This is a genomic window from Flavobacterium procerum (assembly GCF_042431625.1).
Taxonomy (GTDB): domain Bacteria; phylum Bacteroidota; class Bacteroidia; order Flavobacteriales; family Flavobacteriaceae; genus Flavobacterium; species Flavobacterium procerum.
The window spans coordinates 129816-151317 of record NZ_JBHLYW010000001.1 but is presented as its reverse complement, the minus strand read 5'-3'; the positions used below and the strand labels follow the sequence as shown (position 1 = coordinate 151317).

Genomic DNA, 21502 nt, shown 5'->3' with positions numbered 1-21502 from the left:
ACTTCTGATTAATTTTTTCACAAATTTACCACATCAATATCGGTACCTATATACACCAAAGCTCTTTTTAACACTTTATATCCTAAATCTTCAATAGCATCTTGATATTCCTGAATTTGCTGTTTGTATTTTGGATTTACAGCACCAGTTTTATAATCTATCAAAAAAGCTTCCTTATTCGAATTCAAAACAATTCGGTCAGGTTTTAAAACCTTACCCGCTTTCTGCACTATAGTCTGTTCATTCAAAACTTTAAGATTTCCATTAAAACAATCTTCCAATTCTGGGTGATTTACAATTTCAAGAAGCGTTTGATTTACTTTTTCAACTTGGTCAAAAGTAATCAGACCGTTTTCGATTGCTTTGGAAATTGCCAAATTGACATCCGATTTATCTTTGACAAAAGCCAAAATTTCATGCACAATGTTTCCATAAGAAATAGCTTCTTGCTGATGAGTGCCCCACATTAAAGCCTCGCGCTGTGCAATTTTAATATTCTTCGGATCCAAGATTTCTCCAACAGCTTCAATAGCTTTTATTGTATCGATAACTTTTTCTGGTTGCGAAAGCCTAGCATTACTTCCAAATTCATATTCTAATTTTTCAGCATCAAAAAAACCTTCGTGAATTAAGTATTTAATAAAAAATGACGCCATATTATTTGGCAGCTCGCCATCTTTTCGTTCTTTCATTGCCTGCGAAATCACATACAATTGCTCTTCTGCCCGCGTAAGTGCAACATACAGAACGTTGATATTATCCAGCAGTTCTTCTTGTTTTTTAAGATTGAAAACTGCCGAAGCACTTTCTCCAAAATTCTCAACGGCACTGCTATTGTCTATTAAGGCTTTTGGAATTCCCAAAGATTCTTCTTCGGCGTCAAGCCATAATTTATCTTTTGGCTTTCTAGAATAATCTTCTTCTGCAAACGGCATAATTACGACTGGAAATTCCAATCCTTTCGACTTATGAATGGTCATAATCTGAACCGCATTGTTGCCTTCTGGAGAAGGAATACTGAATTTATGTGCATTCTTTTCCCAGTAATTTAGAAAATCAGCAATTCCGGCTTGATTTTTTATATCGCGCTCCAGGACAATATCCATAAAAAACTGCACGTAGGCATTTCTTTCCGACACACTCAAAAATTTAGAAATAATCAGCTCTACTGCTTCGTACAATGATTTTTTTCGAACATCTGAAAAAGAGAAAGAAACATCACAACTTAAAAGCCATTGCTCAAAATCGGTTTCGCTTTTATAGGCCATTCCGTGCGCAATAAAATCATGAACCGGCATTTCAACTTCTTTATTAAAAGCGAGAAAATGAAGAAAATAGGCCTTTGATTCCAAATCTGAATTGTTATTCAAATACCGAAGCAGGTAGATAATCAAACGAACTTCGGCAGCATTTTGAATCATTAAAGTTTCTGAAGATATAATCGGAATGTTTTGTTCTGTTAAATAGTTTGCCACCAAGACTCCCTGATCTCTTTTACGAGTAAGAATCACAATGTCTTTATATTCAAAACCTTGCTTTACAACTTTCTGAATAGTGTTTAAAACCGCCAAAACATACAAATCTGATTTTTCAATTGCATCTTCCTCCTCCGCACTATCGTCTTTTTCTATTATTGGAAGAAAACTCAAATTAACATATCCTCCTTTTTTTGAATTTGAATTCTGAAAACTATGATTTTCATACAAATCTTTATAATCCAGATTGTCAAATTCACACGAAATCAATTTGAAGAAAGCATTATTAAAATCAATAACCTGACTGTAACTGCGATAGTTTGTATCTAGATGCTTAAGTTCTTTTTCATGATGAAAAAATTTAAAATCTTCTTTCCCTAATTCTATAAACTGCTCTGCTTTTCCGCCACGCCATCTGTAAATAGATTGTTTCGGATCGCCCACAATCATCAACGTCCCTTTGTTTCCTGCATCATCCTGACCCGAAAGCGAATTATGAATCAGCGGAATCAAATTATTCCACTGCATTTCAGAAGTATCCTGAAATTCATCAATAAAAAAATGGCGGTAACGTTCTCCAAGACGTTCATAAATAAAAGGCGCAGGCTGTTCCTGAATTTCACGATGAATGATTGCGTTAAATTCCGAAATCGAAAGAATGTTCTGTTCCGATTGAATTTTGGCCAGCTCATTGCTTACGGTATTGAGAAGCGAAAGTGGTGTTATGTTTTTAAGGAAGGCTTTATAAAAATCGCGTTTTTCAAAATTCTTATAAACGCTTTCAAGTATTTTTAGCAAACCGGGAATAATGTTCTCAATTAATGCACGATCTTTTGCCGTTTTATTGATTGCAATATCTTCAAACTCATGAAAAGTTTTATTTCTTGGATTGAATTTACCATCTCTAATACTTTCCAGATGATTCGGAAAAGTTCCTCTCGAGAACGATTTTAAATCAATGCCGTTTTTTTCAATCAAAGAAAGCGCTTCACTGGCGGATTGGCTACTTTGAGACTCCAATTCTTTACAGAGTTCCAGCATTTTTGCTTTTATCTCGATAAACTCCGAAATACTTTTATCTTGAAAATGCAAAATTTCATTTCGATTGTTCTCATTCAAAACCAGTCTTCCAGTTTCGAGAATTTCACGAGAGACATCCCAACTTTTGTCGTCATCGGTTTTTTCCATGGTAAAATCGATGAGCAGTTTGGTCAAAGTTTCATCTTCACCAGCTTGTGCAATAATCGCATCAACAGCTTCAATAAGTAAATTTTCCGTATCGAGTGTGACCTCAAAAGTCATCGGAAGATTGAGGTCATGCGCAAAAGCACGAATAACCCTATGCGTAAATTTATCAATGGTAGAAATATCAAAAGCCGCATAATTATGAATTAAATGCTTTATGATTTCCTGCGATTTCGTTTTTAATTGAATTAAGGAAAGGCTTGTCTCTCTCGCAAGATCCTCCATTAACTGAACCGCTTTGGGCGATGGATTATCTTTAGCAAACTCAGAAAGATTACCAACGATACGGCTTTTCATTTCATGAACCGCTTTATTGGTAAAGGTAATGGCTAAGATATTTCGGTAAGCATCTTTTTGTTTAGAAGAAAGAATAATCCTGAGATATTCTTTAACCAAAGTGTACGTCTTTCCTGAACCGGCAGAGGCATCATAAATAGAAAAAGACGGACTTTGCATAATACTGATTTTTTGTATGGTAAAAATAAAACAATAATATCAAACCCTCATAATGAAAAAATCCAAATTCCAATACCTAGGCGCAATGAACGCCAATAAATATTGGAATTTGGAATTTTATTATTTAGAATTAATTATTCGTGTTTCGGAAAAGCTTTTTTATTAAAAACCAACAATATTCCAACCCCTGTAGAAATCGCTACGTCTGCAACATTAAAGATAGCGTTGAAAAACCTAAAATCGTTTCCTCCAAAAAACGGAAGCCATTCTGGAAGCTTACCACTCCAAATCGGGAAGTAAAACATGTCTACTACCAAACCATGAAACCAGGTTCCGTAGGGTTCTGGCGAAAAAATAGTTGCTAGATTATGCTCTGTACTTGCATCAAAAATAACTCCGTAGAAAACAGAATCTATAATATTTCCTGCTGCTCCAGCAAAAATTAATGCAATAGCGGTAATCAAATAATTAGATTGTCTTTTCTTAACTGCATCAGCAAGCCACCACCCGATTCCGAATACAGCAAAAATCCTGAAAACAGTCAAAATCAATTTTCCATACTCACCAGGAATTTTAGTTCCCCATGCCATCCCTTCGTTTTCGATAAAATGAATTCGAAACCATTCAAAGACTTTAACTTCTCCATGATCTCCCAAAACAAAATTGGTTTTCACATAAATCTTTGAAAGCTGGTCGACAATTAAAACTAGAAATATAAGGAGGTACGCTTTTCGTAATGACATTTTATCTTTTTTTGATGGGCAAAAATAATAATTAAATCAAAAAAAACGCTCCCAAAGGAGCGTTAATTGTTTCTAAGCAAAACTAAACAAATTAATCTGTTTAGCTCTAGACTGCCAAATTATTTTTTTACTGCTGCATTTGCAGGCGCTTTTGGACTGTCGGAGAAAAAATCAGAAATGGATTTAAAAATCCCTTTGCTTTCTTTTCCGGCTGCCGCCTTTTTGGCTTCACCTTTCTTAACATCAGCATTAAATTTAACTCGCAGTTTTTCGAATTCTTTCATTCTTTTTTCTACATCAGAATTTACATCCTTGAATTTCAATACTTTAGCCATAGTGTAAGTTTTTTATAGTAAATAATTCAAATTATTAATGATTTGGCGTTACAATGATACATAATTTAATTTATATTTGTTAATAAAAATTAACACTTGTTTAGATCGAATAGCAATAATTTTTAAAATACCATACCAAAATGAATTAATTCTAACAACACTTCCAAAATCCTACAAATCATGAATGAAATCACAACTACCTTAAACAATTTTTTAGTCGACACAAAAGCAACCGCCGCTTTAATACTAAACGGAAAAGGGAAACTCATCACTTCTCTTCATCTTGATTACGGCGACAGCATTGCAGCCATGAGCGCAGCAATCTTATCCATGAGCGAAAAGTTCTTAATTGACCTGGAAAAAGGCTCCCTAAAACAACTTTATCTTAAAAGCTCTGAAGGCGTCGTGGTTGGCAACAAAATAAGCGGTTCTAATTTTATAGTCGCTTTTTCTAGAGAAGGAAGCAACTTGGCTTTATTAATGCGTTCTACCGAAGAAGTTTCCGCCGAATTAAGTAAAAATTCCCTACTGAAATAATAACATATCTATTAACAAACAAACCAAGAAACTATGAGCAATGATTTTTTAAACGTGTTTTTAAATGAAATGAAAACCAATGTAAACGGCTTTATTGCTGTCGCTGTAACAGAGATAGAATCTGGATTAAGCTTTGGAAACTTGACAGTTGACCCGTCTTTTGATCCAGAACTTGCCGCTGCTTATAATCTGGAAGTGGTTAAAGCAAAACTAAATGCCGTAAAAGCTTTAGGCCTAAAACAGGATATCGAAGATATTTTGATTACGCTTTCTAATCAAATTCACATTATCGATATTTCTCCAAATAAAAAATTCATGATTTACCTAGCAGCTGATTCTTCTAAAGCAAATTTAGGAATGACCAGAGCAATTTTAAGAAAGCACAAAGCTGACGTTGAAAAAAATCTAGCGTAAAATAACTTTACTTCTAAAAAACCGCCAATAATCTAGGCGGTTTTTTTGTGTTTCGACATAAAAAGGCTTAAGTAATTTTACCTGCTTTATTCTTACAAAAAATATTCTTTACAACATTCTCTTATTTTGATTAATTATAAATAATTTCTTTCAATAAGCAGTCAAGTCGATAAAAATGGTAACATAAAAGATTAAACAAAAAAAGCGCTCCTAAAATCAGGAGCGCTTTTTGCTTTTAGATGTTATTTTAAATTATCTCTGCAAGTTTTTAGCTTCGATACTCATTGTAGCATGAGGAACGATTTTTAGCCTTTCTTTGCCGATTAATTTACCTGTTACTTTGCAAATACCGTATGTTTTATTTTCAACACGGAATAAGGCATTTTTTAAGTCACGAATGAATTTCTCTTGTCTGATAGCCAACTGAGAGTTTGCTTCTTTTGACATGGTCTCACTTCCTTCTTCAAAAGCTTTAAAAGTTGGAGAAGTATCGTCAGTTCCGTTATTCAAATCGTTCATATAGGCACTTTTGATCAAATCAAGATCTTCTTGTGCTTTTTTAATTTTTGCCTGAATTATTTCTTTGAACTCCGCTAAGTCAGCGTCAGAGTATCTTGTAATTTCATCTATCATGGTATTATACTTTATTTTGAAATTAATATCATTGTTCTAATATCATCAAACTCAATTTCTGTGCCGTTTTCTAAAGCATCCACAAAAACCAGCTTGTCTGTTAATGTTTCAGACTTTATATAGTCTTCATTCTTTGAAACTGCATCTTCTAAAATACCGTTTCTTTTTATTTGTACATTAATTTTATCCGTAACCTCAAATCCTGAATCTTTACGAATGTTTTGTATTCTGTTTACTAATTCTCTCGCGATACCTTCATTTTTTAATTCTTCGGAGATTGTAATATCAAGCGCAACTGTTATTCCGTTTGAATTTGCAACCAACCATCCTTCGATATCTTGCGATGTTATTTCGACGTCTTCTAATGATAAAGTTACACTATTTCCGCCAATAACAATATCTAGCGTTCCCTGCTTGTCCAGCTGATTGATTTGCTCTGCAGAAAAACCTTGTATCTCCTTAGAAATCAACCCCATATCCTTACCAAAACGTGGACCTAACGCTTTAAAATTAGGTTTAATTTGTTTGACCAAAATACCTGAAGCATCGTCTAAAAGCTCGATTTCTTTCACGTTTACTTCCGCTTTTACAAGATCAGAAACAGCTTCGATTTCAGCTCGCTGATTCTCGTCAAGTACCGGAATCATTACCTTTTGCAGAGGTTGACGAACTTTAATCATCTCTTTTTTTCGCAATGATAAAACCAAAGAAGAGATTGTTTGCGCCTTCTGCATTTTGCTTTCCAACGTTTTATTAACAAAGTTTTCGACAAATTTTGGGAATTCTGCCAAGTGAACACTAGCAAAATCCTCGGTTCCCGTTGAAGTTGTTAAATCGCGATACAATTTATCCATAAAAAATGGAGCAACTGGAGCGCTTAGTTTACTAATTGCAAGTAAACAAGTATAAAGCGTTTGGTAAGCTGCAATTTTATCTTTTGCATATTCCCCTTTCCAGAAACGACGACGGCATAAACGAACGTACCAGTTACTTAAATTCTCCTGAACGAAGTCAGAAATCGCTCTTGTTGCTTTTGTAGGCTCGTAATCTTCGTAGCATTCGTCAACAAATTTGATTAACGTGTGCAACTCAGAAATAATCCATTGATCGATTTCCGGTCTTTCGTTTAACGGAATTTCAGCTTCAGCATATTTAAATCCGTCGATGTTTGCATATAACGAGAAGAATGAATAGGTATTGTAAAGCGTTCCGAAGAATTTACGTTTTACCTCAGCAATTCCTTCAAGGTCAAATTTCAAGTTATCCCACGGATTTGCATTCATAATCATATACCAACGTGTAGCATCTGGACCGTTTTCTGCAATGGTTTTAAATGGGTCTATCGTATTTCCTTTACTCTTAGACATTTTAATTCCATTTTTATCTAAAACTAAACCGTTTGAAACAACGTTTTTATACGCTACTTTATCAAAAACCAAAGTTCCGATTGCGTGTAAAGTATAAAACCATCCACGAGTTTGATCTACTCCTTCTGCGATGAAATTCGCAGGAAAATCCTTGTTCCCATCGATTTTATCCTGATTTTCAAAAGGATAATGCCATTGTGCATAAGGCATTGCTCCAGAATCGAACCAAACGTCAATCAAATCGCTTTCGCGTTTCATTGGCTGGCCAGAAGCCGAAACCAATGTAATTTGATCCACAACATTTTTGTGCAAATCAATTAAATCATAATTTGATTCAGACATGTTTCCGATTTCGAAACCTTTAAACGGATTTTCTTTTTGAAAACCAGCTTCGATAGATTTCTCGATCGCATTGTATAATTCTTCAACAGAACCAATAAGAACTTCTTCTTTTTTGTCTTCAGTTCTCCAAATTGGCAACGGAATTCCCCAATATCTAGAACGAGATAAGTTCCAGTCGTTGGCATTTTTAAGCCAGTTTCCAAAACGTCCTTCACCAGTAGATTTAGGTTTCCAATTGATAGTTTCGTTCAGGTCGAACATTCTATCTTTTACATCGGTTACTTTGATGAACCATGAATCTAGGGGATAATATAATAACGGCTCGTCTGTTCTCCAGCTGTGTGGATAACTGTGCACGTATTTTTCAACTTTAAATGCTTTATTTTCTTCTTTAAGACGAATAGCGATTTCAACATCTACCGATTTCTCTGGCGCTTGTCCTGCATCGTAATATTCGTTTTTAACATATTTACCAGCAAGTTCACCTAAATGAGAAGTGAATTTTCCTTGTAAATCAACTAACGGAACTGCATTTCCTTCTTCATCCAAAACCAACATTGGCGGTACTTCTGGTTTTGCTTCTTTTGCTACTTTAGCATCATCTGCACCAAAAGTCGGCGCTGTATGTACAATTCCTGTTCCGTCTTCCGTTGTAACGAAATCTCCGGCAATTACTCTAAATGCATTTTCAGCATTTTGATATGGCAATACGTAAGGCAATAATTGTTCGTAGCGAATTTCTACTAAATCAACTCCTTTCGCTTCGGTTAAGATTTTGTATGGTATAGTTTTATTAGTATGATTAACTTTATTTTTCACTAAAAGATCAATATCTTCTTCATCCAAAATATTTTTGAAATCAACCTCTAAAACCTCTGTTAAATTTCCAACTCTTTTATTCGCTCCAACAATATTAATTAACAAGCCAAATTGTTCATCGGTCAAATCTTTACCAAGAATCAATTCAACTCTTCTTTTTCGACCAATTTCCTTTAGAATTTCGTCATTATCAAAATTGCTATTACAATCATTAACATAAAAATCATCGATTTGACCTAAATCAACAGAATCATCCACTTTGAAAAACCCTTTCCCGAATTGTTTTCCAACTAAGTTTTTAGCCAAAATCACATTGATTGGCTCAAACGTATATTGATTGAATGTTTTTACTAAAACATAATCAATTTTTGGCCCGACTGTCAAAGCTGTATTTGACGGCAATGTCCAAGGCGTTGTCGTCCAAGCTAAAATGTGAATATCACCAAAACCTTGTAAAAAGCTTGGAAGCGTTTCCGGTAAAGTTTTGAATTGCGCTACAATTGTAGTATCCGTAACATCTCTATAAGCTCCAGGCTGATTTACTTCGTGAGAAGACAATCCAGTTCCTGCTTTTGGAGAATAAGGCTGAATCGTGTACCCTTTGTACAACAAACCTTTATCGTAGATTTGCTTTAAAAGCCACCAAACCGATTCCATGTATTTTGGTTTATACGTCACATATGGATCTTCCATATCAACCCAATATCCCATTTTTTCGGTCAAATCATTCCATACGTCCGTATAACGCATAACGGTTTTTTTACACGCTTCGTTATATTCTTCGATCGAAATTGTTTTACCAATATCTTCTTTTGTAATTCCAAGTTCTTTCTCAGTACCCAATTCCACAGGTAAACCGTGCGTATCCCATCCGGCTTTTCTTTTTACCTGAAAACCTTTTTGAGTTTTATATCTGCAAAAAATATCTTTAATCGCACGCGCCATCACGTGGTGAATTCCTGGTAATCCGTTTGCTGAAGGCGGACCTTCAAAAAACACGAAAGGCTCAGCACCTTCGCGAGTAGTTACACTCTTTTCAAATATATTTTCTTTCTTCCAAAAATCAAGAACTTCAGACGCTACCGTTGGCAAGTCAAGTCCTTTGTATTCAGTAAATTTTGTGCTCATTTTATCCTTTTCTTAAACGAGGTGCGAAAGTAAGGAATTTTAAGGAAAATAGATAAAAGATGACGGAAAAAAGACCGATTTCGGGAAATTCCGAATAGATTCTGCAACAAATATTGTGCTTTTGGTCTATTTAAGAGAAAACTTCTTTTAAAATCTCTAAAGATTTAGGTTTTTTGAATCCTTCTAGATGAAGGCTGTAATAATCAATTATAACTTTCAGAAGAACTTGCCTTTCTACAACATGAAAGACTTTTTGATTGTTATCGAATTTTAATTCCAATAGCTTTTTAAACAAATTGGTTTCGTGTTCAGACAATACATTTCCATTCTGAAAAAGCGTAAAAACGCCTTCATTCATTTCAAAAAAAGGAAGATCAACATTTGATACCTCTGGATAAAAACCAAGATATTTTGTAATTTCTATAAGCAGGATTAAATGAAAATTTGAAATTTCATCATGATGATCCAACCAAGTCAACGCTGTTTCTAAAAACAGAAAAAGCTGCTCGTTCTTCTCTTCTTCTTGAATAGAATAATGAAGCATTTCTGAAAGAAACATCACCATCGTACTTTTCACAACATCGGTATGAATAGTCTGAAACGGAACGGCCGTTTTTATTTCCTTAAAATTCTCTAAAGTGCCTTTGTTTTTATGAATGGCTTCGATTTCTAAAATTGAGAACGGCTGAAAATAAGCAATCTTCTGACTTGCTTTTCGGCTCGAAAAAGCATCGCGTACAAAGTAAGATTTCAGTCCGCTTGAAAGCGTAAAGCACTTTACAATCAGGCTTTTTTCCTGAAATTTTAAGGACGAAATTACTATTGCTTTTGTTTTGACTTGCAAAAGATTTTTGTTTTTTTTGTTTGAAATTTCAGGTTTCAAGTTTTCAAACTGAACACTGAATACTGAATACTAAATTACTAACGAATAATCATTACTTTTTTGACTTTTGTTTCGCCACCATCTTGCGCGGAAATAAAAATCATGTAAACTCCTGAAGAAACTTTATATCTTCCAAAAGCAGTTGTATCCCATTCTATTGTTCCGCCTTCTGATGTTGTTTCGTAAACCAGATTCCCTTCAATATCTGTAATTTTAATATTAGCCTTATCAATCAAGCCAGCCACTTTAACAGTACCCGTATAAGTTGGCCTTACTGGATTTGGATACACATAAACATTGCTTAAGTCGTCATTGGCGCTTGTTGCAATTCCTCCAAAAGAAATCATTCCTTTACTGGTTGCAATAAATACTTCGCCAGTTTTGCTGTTTATTTTAATATCATTAATAACATTGCTTGGAAGAGGAGAATTATTGATCGTAAAATGATATTTGGTTTCTTGACCATTTGGCGAAACCATAAAAACACCAGAATCTGCCGTTCCAATCCATTTGTTATTGGCACCATCAACTACTATCGAAGTGATAAACTGCTCATACAACAATTCCTGAGCTAGATTATCCTCCATTATAATAATCGAATTTGCTTTGAGCTGCGCATCGTTCTGAAAACTTCCAATATTCGACAAAACCCTTAAACCTTTTCCAGTTCCTATCCACAATTGGTCTTTTGCATCAATTGCGACAGCTCTGACATTATCTGTCGGAAGATTACCGGTATCGGTTCCCGAAGTTATCTTTTTGAATGTATTGCCGCTTTCATTAAAGGCAATCACACCATTATTACTAGTCGCAATCCATTTTGTGTTATTTTTATCAATTACGATATTACCATAATTCGTAGACTCTGGACTGTTTAAAATCGTGCTAATGGCGTAACTCTGCCATTGTCCGTTGGTCCTGAGAAGTTTTAGGCCATTTTTGACTCTGCTGTTGGTTACCCAGAGATTTCCTGTTTTATCAAAAACAGTTCCGTTGATACGAACGTCAATATAATTTGGATCTGTTGTTGTGAGACTTTCTAAGCCACTGTTCTTTTCATTGTACAAAAAATTCGGAACATCATTTTCAATCCTCAATAAACCCGAAAAAAAAGAACTTGCGTAAACCTGATTTTCATTAGACGGATTAACAAGAATCTTACCAATTGACTGCGCATCATAAACTTCACTATAAGGAATATTAAGCCAACCCGAAGTATTGTATTTACTCACTCCATAACTATCTAAAGGATACGGATTGTAAAAAGTATCGTAATCACCGTAAACTGCCCAAAGCACATTTGAGGTAACATCTAACGAAAAAATATTATTCCGCGCTGGTCCGCTTGGTGTATTGTTTTCAAAAACCGCATTTCCCGTAAGAGCAGAAGAAAAAAGCCCTTTTTCTTTGGTTCCAATGAAAATCTGACTTCCGACGCTGGCTGCACAGGTAAAATTCAGATTATTATCCAAAATCTGAAGATTTGCAATCTGACGACTCTGAATCATTTGATTATTATACACATAAACCACACTTGGTGTTGTGACAAACAAATTATGATTTACAGCACGTAAATCTACAGCAGCTTGAGGCAATTGCAAAAAACCTACAAATGTATTTGAATTGTACCGATGAATATAACCCGAAGTATTTACTGCGATAAGTTCTGTATCCAAATTTTCTATTCCTGACCAATTTCCTGAGTTGACCAAAATCCATCTATTAAAATCAATCAAATTCGGATTCGTACTGTCTGCTCGTTTGATACCGTTCGAAGTTGCTGCATATATGAATCCATTAAAATAAGCCGTTTGCCTTACGTTGACTTCTGCACCGTTATCTCCAATAAAATATGTATCTCCAAACTGTAGCGTATTCAAATTAAATTGCACAATTCCGAAATCGCATGAAACATAAACAAATCCGTTATATTCCATAAAATGATTAATTTTCTTCACATCAGCAGGAAGCTGCTTATTAATAATATCTACTTTTTTAAGAATGCTTCCATCCTCTTCATTAATCACAATCATTAATCCGTTTTCGTAACCGATAATTGTTTTTTTAAAGGCTTCGCTGTAATAAACCGCGGCGATGGTCTGTCCCGAAAGTCCATCTATGGTTGTAATTGCTTTTTGGACATTAGAAGCTATATTTTTTGAAAACAGTGCATTTTCTGAAGCAGCAAAAACCGTGTTCGATGACTGCGAAATGTCTTTGATTTCATTAAATGAAAAATAGCCTTGCCATGACAATTTATTTTGTGCCCAGCAAAACTGAAACAGAATTGAAAACAAAACACAGAAAATTTTTCTCTTCATCATTTATTATATTCGGATAGACAAATATACTACAAACGGCATTATTTAATTTTTGTTCTGCCGTAAATAAAAAAATGCCTTCGAATTATCTTATTGATAATTGAAGGCATTTCATCATTGCAATTAAATTTTAAACTACACCCTGAGCAAGCATAGCATCGGCCACTTTTACGAATCCGGCAATGTTTGCGCCTTTTACGTAATTTACATATCCATCTTCTTCTGCACCGTATTTTTTACATTGATTATGAATTCCGACCATAATCTCTTTTAATCTTAAATCTACTTCCTCACTTGTCCAGTTAAGACGAATAGAGTTTTGTGTCATTTCTAATCCAGAAGCCGCAACACCACCTGCGTTGGCTGCTTTACCTGGAGCAAACAATACTTTATTATCTAAGAAAAGTTTAATAGCATCTAATGTAGAAGGCATATTCGCTGCCTCTGTTACACACAAAACGCCATTATCGATTAATTTCTTAGCATCTTCTCCATTCAACTCATTTTGAGTAGCGCAAGGAATCGCGATATCTACTTTTACTTCCCATGGACTTTTTCCTTTATGGAAAACGGCATTAGGATATTTTTCTAAATATCTTTCGGCTCTGTTATCACCGCTGGCTCTCATTTCGAGCATGTGCTCAATTTTATCTCCAGAAATTCCTTCTTCATCATATATATATCCGTCTGGTCCAGAAATGGTAACAACTTTTCCGCCAAGTTCATTTACTTTTAGCGCCACTCCCCAAGCAACATTTCCAAATCCTGAAATAGCAACTGTCTTACCTTTTATATCTTGCCCGATAGTACGTAGCATCTGGTCTGTAAAATACACTACTCCGTATCCTGTAGCTTCTGGTCTAATAAGCGAACCTCCATACGCAAGTCCTTTTCCCGTTAGAACTCCAGTAAACTCATTTCTAATTCTTTTGTATTGTCCGAACAAATAACCGATTTCTCTTGCACCAACTCCGATATCTCCAGCAGGAACGTCTAGATCTGGTCCGATATGACGACACAATTCAGTCATGAAAGACTGGCAGAAACGCATGATTTCTCCATCAGATTTTCCTTCTGGATCAAAATCAGAACCACCTTTTCCACCGCCCATTGGAAGTGTTGTCAAACTGTTTTTGAAAACTTGCTCAAAAGCAAGGAATTTTAAAACCGATAAATTTACGGTATGATGAAATCTGATTCCACCTTTATAAGGTCCGATTGCAGAATTCATCTGAATTCTAAAACCTCTGTTTACGATAATTTCTCCTTTATCATCAACCCATGGAACTCTAAAGATTATAGACCTCTCTGGTTCGGCAATTCTCAAAAGAAGATTTTTACCATCGTATTTTTTTCGCTCCGCAATAAATGGAATTACAGTTTCTGCAAATTCTCTTACGGCTTGAAGAAATTCCGGTTCATTTGGATTTTTTGACTCAACAAGAGCCATAAATTCATTTATTTTTTGTTCCATTGTGAAATAAATTATTCGACTGATTTAGTTTAAATTTTTACTCAAATTAAATAAAAACCTCAATTAAGAAAACGTTTTCGTTTTAACGTACAAAGATAGCGCAAAATACAATTAGTTGTTATATTTTTCCGTTTTTACTGTCGATTTGTGTAATTTTCAAACATTCAGAAAAAATGCATTTTGCATGTAGGTCTTTACACGCAAAAATCAGCGTTAAAATTAGTAAATTAAGTATTTTGATACTTATTTTCTAATAGAGTGATTTAATATTTTGATTCGAATATGTTTTTTATATATTTGCCAAGATTTGTAAGCCCTAAAAAATGCCTAAGCACCTATTTATCACATTATTTGCCTTATTTGGTATATCGACCGCGGCAACTGCCCAATCTGACCTAGCCTATGAGATAGGAATATATGCAGGACCAGTAACCCTTCAATCTGATTTTGGTCAACGACACAATGTTGACACCAATATTGGAAACTCTGGTTTTGGGGTTGGAATTATGCACTTCATTAACTTTTCGGCGGCCAATAACCGCGAAAGTTTTTTTACAGAACATTTTAAAGTAAGATCTGATCTTTCTTTCAGCAGAACAAACCTCAAACATTATGGAGACTGGGTTGAGAAAAAGCCAGATGGCTTATTTGCACAGCAGTTAAAAGCAGTAAGAGCAAACTCTACAGTTTTAGGACTTGGAGCACAGTTAGAATTTTCTCCTTTCATGAAAATTCATGATTTTGAAAACACAATTGGTGGTTTTAGCCCTTATTTTGCAATAGGTTTTCAGGCAAACTATTATTCAGCAAAAATTTCTTCAAACTTAGGAGATTTAGCTCTTCCTACTGTAACTCCAGGAAAATATCTAACACCGTCTGATGGGCGTGCACATGGATTTTCTTCTGAAAATGGTTTTGCTTTATCTGCAACGGGAGCTGTTGGTATTCATTACAAAATTACAACAATGAGTGATTTAATGTTTGAAACACGTTTTCAGATGTTCAACTCAGACTGGATTGACGGATTAAATCCTAACAAAGATATTTACAAAGAAAACAAATCAAATGACTGGCAAGTTTGGTTTAACTTCGGATACATTTACTACTTAGAATTCTAAAAGTATTTTAAATACCAATATAAAAAATCCCAAATTCCAAAATAAGTAAAACTGGAATTTGGGATTTTTTGCATTTTCCCTTTATTATTAGAAAAAACACATTTACTAAAATTCTAATGCTGAAGAATTAAAAAGAATAAATCCCAAACTCCAAAATATTTAAGATTGGAATTTGGGATTTTAGTTTTACTGGAATTTCTTTCTTAAAAAAGAGCTTGTTCTAAATCGGCAATTAGATCTTCTGCATCTTCAATACCGACACTTAAGCGAACCAAATCATCGGTAATACCAACTTCGGCTCTTTTATCGGCGGGAATAGAAGCATGCGTCATTAAAGCAGGATGATTTGCAAGAGATTCTACTCCTCCAAGAGATTCTGCCAATGTAAATACCTTCAGTTTCTCTAAAAACGCAATCGAATCTTCTTTTTTCCCTGATTTAAAATCAAAAGAAACCATTCCGCCAAAAGCTTTCATTTGTTTTTTCGCAATTTCGTGAAATGGATGGCTTTCTAATCCCGGATAATAAACCGTTTTTATTTTAGGATGCTTACTTAGGTATTCAACCACTTTTTCTCCGTTTTCACAATGTCTCTGCACTCGTAAAGCCAACGTTTTGATTCCTCTTAAAACCAAAAAGCTATCCATTGGCCCGAGTGTTGCTCCAGTTGCAAATTGTTGAAAATGCAATTGATCGCCTAATGCCGAATCTTTTACGATTAAAGCTCCAGCAATCACATCAGAATGACCTCCTAAATATTTAGTTGCAGAATGCATAACAATATCTGCGCCCAAATCGAGTGGTTTCTGCAAATATGGAGTCGCAAAAGTATTATCAACCGCCAAAAGAATATTTTTCTCTTTGGTAATTTTAGCAACTTCTTCAATATCTGCCAATTTCATCAATGGGTTTGTAGGTGTTTCTACCCAGATCAATTTGGTGTTTTCATTAATTAAATCCTTCAATTTTGCGATATCAGTCATATCTACAAAATGAAATTTGATTCCTGAATCTTTATAAATTCTCGAAAACATTCTGTATGTACCGCCGTATAGATCATCCATTGCAATGATTTCGTCACCTGCCTTAAACGACCTTAAAACGCAATCTGTTGCAGCAAGACCAGAAGAAAAAGCCAATCCGCGAGTACCGTTTTCTATACTTGCCAGTGCATCTTCTAAAGCAGTTCGAGTCGGATTTGAAGCACGGCTGTACTCATAATCTGCCAAAGGTTTTCCGGGGCTTGTTTGTACAAATGTAGACGTTTGATAAACAGGTGGCATAACTGCCCCCGTTGATGGATCGTGATGCTGCCCTCCGTGTATCACTTTTGTATTGAATTTCATATAAATAAAATTTATTTTTTAAAGTTTTGTTTTCAGCAAATTTGTAGATATTCGCAGTTTTTTTGATTTATGTTTTAAAAATCGTAATTTTAAAATACAAATTTACCTTTTAATTTAATTTGTTTTAGCTCCTCTTCTTTATCTTTTTATATAATTAACATTTCGTGACATGAAACAATATCCATTTTTTATCTTTTTGCTGCTGCTGTTTACAGGCTGCGAGAAAGAACTTTCATTTGAAAACGAGGCATTTGAAGAGAAGTCAACTATTCCGTGTGATAAAGACTGTCCAACAATATCAATGGAAATTCCGATTGCAAAAAACAAAAAAACCATTTCGGACAGCATCAACAAAAAAGTATTTAATGTAATAAAAGAGATTGTTTACTTTGAAGAAGATTCTATCAAAGCAAACAATTATAAGATTCTTGCGGTTTCTTTTATAAAATCTTATGAAGAAATGCATAAAAAATTTCCAACTGAAACTTTCGGTTGGGAAGCAAAAATAAAAGGCAATATAGAATTTGAATCTGAGCAGATTTTAAATATACGTTTAGATCATTATACTTTTACTGGAGGCGCCCACGGTTATCAAGGATATCGCTCTTTGCTATTTAATCCTAAAACCGGAAAAGCCATTTCTAATGATCAGCTTTTTAAAAACGAAAAAGAATTTAAGGCTTTCGCCGAAAAAGCTTTCCGAGCAAAATATCAAATTCCGGAAAAAGCCAACATCAACGCAACAGGCTTAATGTTTGAAAATGATAAATTTCAGCTTCCGCAAAACATTTTTTATACCAGCGAAGGCCTTCTTTTATATTACAACTCGTATGAAGCCGCTTCCTACGCCGACGGCCCTAAAGATGTTTTATTTTCTTATGATACTGTGGGTAAATATTTGAAATTCAAATAGAAATGAAGTTTAAAAAAATTCTATTTAAATAAAAAATATTAAAATTCTTACAATAATGTTTTTTTGCTAATTTTGATTTTGTTTAAATCAATTTGTAAATGCTAACATTTAATAATTCAGGCCTTTTAGTTCCTAATCATAAAATTGCATCAACAGTTCAAGAGTTTAAAAATGAATTTGTAACAAAGATACCTACAATTCAAAGAAAAGAGATATTTGAAGCTTATGTTAAATATAATCAAGATTTCAAAAAAGTATGTAATTTAGACATTTTACATCAATGGATAAATGGATCATTTGTCACTAAAAAGACAAATCCTGGAGACATTGATTTAGTAACATTTTTGGATTACAATATTGTTTTAGAATTAGGGTCAAAATTAAATGACTTCATATTTCCAAATTCAGAAAAAATTTACGGTGTCGATGCGTATATAATTGAAGTCTATCCAGAAAATCACAATAATAATTTCAGATATATAAGTGATAAAGCATATTGGCTTGATCGATTTACAAAAACCAGACGAATTAGGGGAAACAGATTATCTAAAGGTTTTTTAGAAATTAAATTTTAATTCATATCGCAATGAAAGACAACAAATTATATCACATACTAGATTTAATTGAAGAAATTGATAAGGTTGATAAAATGATCTCTTTACATGAAAATTCAGATTCGAGTTTAATGTCAAATCAATATCAGAATCAAAAATTAAAACTTAGTAATTATTTGGTAAAAGAGCTTTTAACAAATAGTGATAACAGAACTGAAGTCATGTACATCATAAAGCTATTTATTGAAAAGTTTTATGTTAATGAAATTAATCATTTAAAGTTCGGTGAAAATGATAATCTGAAAAAAATTGAGAATGTTTTCATTGAAAATTACAGTTAGACACTTGAAAAAAAACTCAGCACAGAACCTCTCCTCACTGGATATCATACTTCATTTTTCTCAAAACTCGTAATGCTTCCTTAAAAGAAGAATAAACATGAGAATAAGGTTTAAGCAGCAATTTGGCGTCAATCAGTTTCTGTCTTGCATCTTCGAAACCGTTCAGATAACAGATCATAAAAGTCGACGGAAGATTTTCTAAATCTTTCATTTCACGTTCTGACAATGCAATTTCTTTTTGCAGTTTGTTGAGAAGCGCCATATTGGAGTTATAAATATGATACAACATTTTTCGGTTGAATTCTGGAGGCTGAAAAAACATTTGACGGTCAATTTTATAATAACCATTATCAAAAAAATGAATCGTTTGCTCTTCTAACGGATAATAACTCGTTTTGTCATTTAAACCCAAAGGGACATATTCTGTAATGGTAAAAGTATCATCATTATATTCGATAGTAACCACATCTTGAGCAGAATAAAAAAGCTTAATCTGCTCATTTATCAACTCAATGTCAACTCTGGAAAGAAAAGTTTTATCGCGCATTTTTTTAGGAACGCCAGCCCAGCAGATTACAAACAATTCTTTAAAAACTCGATATTTAGGAGCCATATCTTTATGTCTGAAATTCATAAAATCTATAACGCCATCTAAAGTGTACTGAATGCTGTTTCGGGAATTATTTTCAATTCCGATTACTGTTTCTGTGTTTTGATTGTTTTTTTCAATTACTTCGTGTTCTTCTAGCGGAATAGAATTACTACCTCGTCTTATAAAAACACTATTTGCTAAAATGGTATGAATTCCTTTTTTAAAGTAAGAGATTTTACTTTTAGGCTTTATAGTAACCAAACCGATTACTTTGTCTTTTGGAAGATTTGGAAAAGGGACGTTTTCGTATTGAATTTTTGGAGGATTTTCTAAAAAAGCATTGACTAGATTCTGAATTCGGCTGTCATCGAAGAAATCGTCCCCGACAATTTCATTATCCTGATCTTCTACCCCAACCACGATATAAGAATTATTGTTTGGATTAGAATTCGAAAGCGCACAGATATGTTTTAAGAATTTTCCTTTTCCTTCTCTCGAATGCAGATTCAATTGCCTTTTTTTATCATAAAAACTACTTTCGTCGTTATGAGCTAGAAGATTTTTAATTAAAAGGCGTTTATTAATCATGTCGATTTTATTTTGCTGCGAATTGCACTAATTCGCACTAATTTAATTTATTAAAACTTAAAATTAAAAAAAAGACGCACTACTGTGCGTCTCTACATTCAATTTTTATTTAAATATTTTTCTTGACGATTGTCGAAGAAGCCTGAGCCGTACTCATAACAACCAAATCGGCAATGTTTACATGATAGGGTCTTGAAATCACAAAGTGAATAATATCTGCAATATCTTCTGCTTTTAATGGATCAAATCCTTTGTAAACATTTGCAGCTCTTTCTGCATCACCTTTAAAACGGACTTCGCTGAATTCTGTAGCGACCATTCCTGGATGAATTCCACCTACTCTAATTCCATACGGATTCAAGTCAATTCGCATTCCTGCTGTAATAGCGTCAACGGCATGTTTAGAACCGCAATACACATTTCCGTTCGGATAAACTTCTTTCGCAGCAGTTGAACCAATATTGATAATATGTCCCGATTGTCTTTCAACCATTTGCGGAATTATCGCTTTTGAAACATACAAAAGTCCTTTTACATTAATATCAATCATCGCATCCCAATCGTCTAAATCTCCATTTTGAATTGGATCTAAACCGTGGGCATTTCCTGCGTTATTGATTAAAACATCGATTCTCGCAAAATCGTTTGGTAAAGAACCTATTTTTTGCAGAACATCTTCTTTATCGCGAACATCAAATGCCAATGCATGCACTTCTGTAAAAACAGAAAGTTCTTTTTGAAGTTCTTCTAAACGATCTTTACGTCTTCCGCAAAGAATCACTTTATAATTGTTTTCTGCCAAAATCTGCGCAGTTGCTTTTCCAATTCCACTTGTGGCACCAGTAATTAAAACTGTTTTTTTCATTGTCTTTTCATTTTTGCCACAGATTAAGAGATTCTCACAGATTAAAAAATCCTTTTAATTCTTTTAATCTGTGGCTAATATTTTTTTATGTTTTTAGCTGAACACTAAAAAACTGTAAACTGAACACCAAAAATTAAGGCACATCGTCGCCCATACTTTCTGTCCAGATTGCAAACCAGTCTTCTGTGTCCATATCTAATTCAATTGCTTTTGACAGAGATTGAATTCTAGCAATATTTACAGTTCCAGCGATTGGAATTACTTTTGCAGGATGTTTTAAAATCCATGATAATAAAAGTGTATCGGCACCTAAGTGATATTTCTCCAATAAAGTTGAAAACAGTTTTTTCAAACGGCGAGTCTGTTTTGTATCTTCTCTAAAAACAGTTCCTAGCGGGTTCCAAGATAAAGGACGAATTCCGTTAGTCTGCATATAATCCAAACTTCCGTCAGTCATTGCTTCGTAATGTGTTGCGGAAAACTGCACTTGATTGTAACTGACTTCTGTTTTCTGGCGAATTAGTTCCGTTTGAGAACTTGTAAAGTTTGAAAGTCCGAAATCAATAATTTTACCTTCTCCTTTCAGCTTCTCAACAGCTTCTGCGATTTCGTCGGCCTGCATTAACGGACTTGGTCTGTGAAGCAAAAAGACATCCACATAATCTGTTTTTAAATTTTTTAAAGAACTCTCAACAGACTTAATAATGTAATCCTTAGAATAATCATAATGTTTGATTTTGTTCTGAGGACGTTTTTCGGCAATCATCTGAATACCGCATTTGGTAATTAACTGTAATTTTTCACGATCAATTTTACTAGCGTGAAAAGCTTTTCCGAAATCAGCTTCGGTGGTATAAGATCCGTAAATATCGGCGTGGTCAAAAGTTGTGATTTTGTTTTCGATACTTACCTGTATCATATTCTCCATTTCTTTGGTTGTAAGGTTTTTATCCCAAACTCCCCAATTCATTGTGCCCGAAATTATAGGCGATAAGACTGTTTTGCTCATAATA

18 protein-coding genes are annotated in these 21502 nt (G+C 34.1%); 6 read left to right on the top strand and 12 right to left on the bottom strand.

Going from position 1 to position 21502, the window contains the following annotated elements:
• Positions 1–17 precede the first annotated feature (17 nt).
• From ACFFLS_RS00605 to ACFFLS_RS00595, 3 genes are all read right to left on the bottom strand, one after another.
• Entirely contained in the window at positions 18–3176 is a 3159-nt protein-coding gene (locus ACFFLS_RS00605) for a UvrD-helicase domain-containing protein (protein ID WP_379683811.1), read from the bottom strand.
• A gap of 134 nt (positions 3177–3310) precedes the next feature.
• Positions 3311–3919, bottom strand: a complete 609-nt coding sequence (locus ACFFLS_RS00600; RefSeq protein ID WP_379683812.1) for a lipoprotein signal peptidase — start codon at positions 3917–3919, stop codon at positions 3311–3313.
• 119 nt (positions 3920–4038) lie between these two features.
• Positions 4039–4254, bottom strand: coding sequence for a hypothetical protein (locus tag ACFFLS_RS00595; protein ID WP_379683813.1), 216 nt, complete (start codon positions 4252–4254; stop codon positions 4039–4041).
• A 180-nt stretch (positions 4255–4434) separates the two neighbouring features.
• Between ACFFLS_RS00595 and ACFFLS_RS00590 the strand changes: the two genes are divergently transcribed.
• Entirely contained in the window at positions 4435–4791 is a 357-nt protein-coding gene (locus ACFFLS_RS00590; RefSeq protein WP_379683814.1) for a roadblock/LC7 domain-containing protein, read from the top strand.
• 33 nt (positions 4792–4824) lie between these two features.
• Entirely contained in the window at positions 4825–5205 is a 381-nt protein-coding gene (locus ACFFLS_RS00585) for a hypothetical protein (RefSeq protein ID WP_379683815.1), read from the top strand.
• 252 nt (positions 5206–5457) lie between these two features.
• Here the strand turns inward: ACFFLS_RS00585 and ACFFLS_RS00580 are convergent, their stop codons facing one another.
• The 5 genes from ACFFLS_RS00580 to gdhA form a co-directional block, all read right to left on the bottom strand.
• The gene (locus ACFFLS_RS00580) at positions 5458–5838 is read right to left on the bottom strand and encodes a TraR/DksA family transcriptional regulator (protein WP_110307084.1); all 381 of its coding nucleotides are present in this window, start codon (positions 5836–5838) and stop codon (positions 5458–5460) included.
• Positions 5839–5849: 11 nt separating this feature from the next.
• Complete coding sequence (ileS, locus tag ACFFLS_RS00575) at positions 5850–9494, bottom strand: isoleucine--tRNA ligase (RefSeq protein WP_379689073.1); 3645 nt, start codon at positions 9492–9494, stop codon at positions 5850–5852.
• A gap of 130 nt (positions 9495–9624) precedes the next feature.
• Positions 9625–10338 carry a DNA repair protein RecO gene (recO, locus tag ACFFLS_RS00570; RefSeq protein WP_379683816.1) on the bottom strand — a complete coding sequence of 238 codons (714 nt, stop codon included), beginning with the start codon at positions 10336–10338 and terminating at the stop codon, positions 9625–9627.
• Between the two features lie 77 nt (positions 10339–10415).
• A complete protein-coding gene (gene porZ, locus ACFFLS_RS00565) occupies positions 10416–12698 on the bottom strand; it encodes a type IX secretion system anionic LPS delivery protein PorZ (protein WP_379689098.1) in 2283 nt (760 codons plus the stop codon).
• 130 nt (positions 12699–12828) lie between these two features.
• Positions 12829–14172, bottom strand: a complete 1344-nt coding sequence (gene gdhA, locus ACFFLS_RS00560) for an NADP-specific glutamate dehydrogenase (RefSeq protein ID WP_379683822.1) — start codon at positions 14170–14172, stop codon at positions 12829–12831.
• A 323-nt stretch (positions 14173–14495) separates the two neighbouring features.
• Between gdhA and ACFFLS_RS00555 the strand changes: the two genes are divergently transcribed.
• On the top strand, positions 14496–15290 hold the full coding sequence (locus ACFFLS_RS00555; protein ID WP_379683823.1) for a THC0290_0291 family protein: 795 nt from the start codon (positions 14496–14498) through the stop codon (positions 15288–15290).
• A 203-nt stretch (positions 15291–15493) separates the two neighbouring features.
• Here ACFFLS_RS00555 and ACFFLS_RS00550 read toward each other — a convergent pair whose 3' ends face one another.
• Positions 15494–16636 (bottom strand): cystathionine gamma-synthase, encoded by a 1143-nt coding sequence (locus ACFFLS_RS00550; protein ID WP_379683824.1) that lies wholly within the window; start codon positions 16634–16636, stop codon positions 15494–15496.
• Between the two features lie 169 nt (positions 16637–16805).
• Between ACFFLS_RS00550 and ACFFLS_RS00545 the strand changes: the two genes are divergently transcribed.
• The 3 genes from ACFFLS_RS00545 to ACFFLS_RS00535 all read left to right on the top strand — a co-directional run bounded on the left by ACFFLS_RS00545 (position 16806) and on the right by ACFFLS_RS00535 (position 18444).
• The gene (locus ACFFLS_RS00545) at positions 16806–17549 is read left to right on the top strand and encodes a PdaC/RsiV family protein (RefSeq protein WP_379683825.1); all 744 of its coding nucleotides are present in this window, start codon (positions 16806–16808) and stop codon (positions 17547–17549) included.
• A gap of 98 nt (positions 17550–17647) precedes the next feature.
• Positions 17648–18124, top strand: coding sequence for a DUF6932 family protein (locus ACFFLS_RS00540; RefSeq protein WP_379683827.1), 477 nt, complete (start codon positions 17648–17650; stop codon positions 18122–18124).
• 11 nt (positions 18125–18135) lie between these two features.
• The gene (locus tag ACFFLS_RS00535) at positions 18136–18444 is read left to right on the top strand and encodes a hypothetical protein (RefSeq protein WP_379683828.1); all 309 of its coding nucleotides are present in this window, start codon (positions 18136–18138) and stop codon (positions 18442–18444) included.
• Between the two features lie 34 nt (positions 18445–18478).
• Here the strand turns inward: ACFFLS_RS00535 and ACFFLS_RS00530 are convergent, their stop codons facing one another.
• From ACFFLS_RS00530 to ACFFLS_RS00520, 3 genes are all read right to left on the bottom strand, one after another.
• The gene (locus ACFFLS_RS00530; protein ID WP_379683829.1) at positions 18479–19624 is read right to left on the bottom strand and encodes an ATP-binding protein; all 1146 of its coding nucleotides are present in this window, start codon (positions 19622–19624) and stop codon (positions 18479–18481) included.
• 109 nt (positions 19625–19733) lie between these two features.
• On the bottom strand, positions 19734–20489 hold the full coding sequence (locus ACFFLS_RS00525) for an SDR family NAD(P)-dependent oxidoreductase (protein ID WP_379683830.1): 756 nt from the start codon (positions 20487–20489) through the stop codon (positions 19734–19736).
• Between the two features lie 133 nt (positions 20490–20622).
• Positions 20623–21498: an aldo/keto reductase gene (locus ACFFLS_RS00520; RefSeq protein ID WP_379683831.1), complete on the bottom strand. Its 876-nt coding sequence runs from the start codon at positions 21496–21498 to the stop codon at positions 20623–20625.
• Positions 21499–21502 lie beyond the last annotated feature (4 nt).

Bases quoted from the DNA above. Each gene is read 5' to 3' on its own strand.
- ACFFLS_RS00600 (WP_379683812.1), bottom strand. From the start codon at position 3,919: ATGTCATTACGAAAAGCGTACCTCCTTATATTTCTAGTTTTAATTGTC.
- ACFFLS_RS00530 (WP_379683829.1), bottom strand. From the start codon at position 19,624: ATGATTAATAAACGCCTTTTAATTAAAAATCTTCTAGCTCATAACGAC.
- ACFFLS_RS00540 (WP_379683827.1), top strand. From the start codon at position 17,648: ATGCTAACATTTAATAATTCAGGCCTTTTAGTTCCTAATCATAAAATT.
- ileS (WP_379689073.1), bottom strand. From the start codon at position 9,494: ATGAGCACAAAATTTACTGAATACAAAGGACTTGACTTGCCAACGGTA.
- gdhA (WP_379683822.1), bottom strand. From the start codon at position 14,172: ATGGAACAAAAAATAAATGAATTTATGGCTCTTGTTGAGTCAAAAAAT.
- ACFFLS_RS00585 (WP_379683815.1), top strand. From the start codon at position 4,825: ATGAGCAATGATTTTTTAAACGTGTTTTTAAATGAAATGAAAACCAAT.
- ACFFLS_RS00520 (WP_379683831.1), bottom strand. From the start codon at position 21,498: ATGAGCAAAACAGTCTTATCGCCTATAATTTCGGGCACAATGAATTGG.
- ACFFLS_RS00535 (WP_379683828.1), top strand. From the start codon at position 18,136: ATGAAAGACAACAAATTATATCACATACTAGATTTAATTGAAGAAATT.
- ACFFLS_RS00605 (WP_379683811.1), bottom strand. From the start codon at position 3,176: ATGCAAAGTCCGTCTTTTTCTATTTATGATGCCTCTGCCGGTTCAGGA.
- ACFFLS_RS00590 (WP_379683814.1), top strand. From the start codon at position 4,435: ATGAATGAAATCACAACTACCTTAAACAATTTTTTAGTCGACACAAAA.
- ACFFLS_RS00550 (WP_379683824.1), bottom strand. From the start codon at position 16,636: ATGAAATTCAATACAAAAGTGATACACGGAGGGCAGCATCACGATCCA.
- ACFFLS_RS00595 (WP_379683813.1), bottom strand. From the start codon at position 4,254: ATGGCTAAAGTATTGAAATTCAAGGATGTAAATTCTGATGTAGAAAAA.
- ACFFLS_RS00545 (WP_379683825.1), top strand. From the start codon at position 16,806: ATGAAACAATATCCATTTTTTATCTTTTTGCTGCTGCTGTTTACAGGC.
- porZ (WP_379689098.1), bottom strand. From the start codon at position 12,698: ATGAAGAGAAAAATTTTCTGTGTTTTGTTTTCAATTCTGTTTCAGTTT.
- ACFFLS_RS00525 (WP_379683830.1), bottom strand. From the start codon at position 20,489: ATGAAAAAAACAGTTTTAATTACTGGTGCCACAAGTGGAATTGGAAAA.
- ACFFLS_RS00580 (WP_110307084.1), bottom strand. From the start codon at position 5,838: ATGATAGATGAAATTACAAGATACTCTGACGCTGACTTAGCGGAGTTC.
- ACFFLS_RS00555 (WP_379683823.1), top strand. From the start codon at position 14,496: ATGCCTAAGCACCTATTTATCACATTATTTGCCTTATTTGGTATATCG.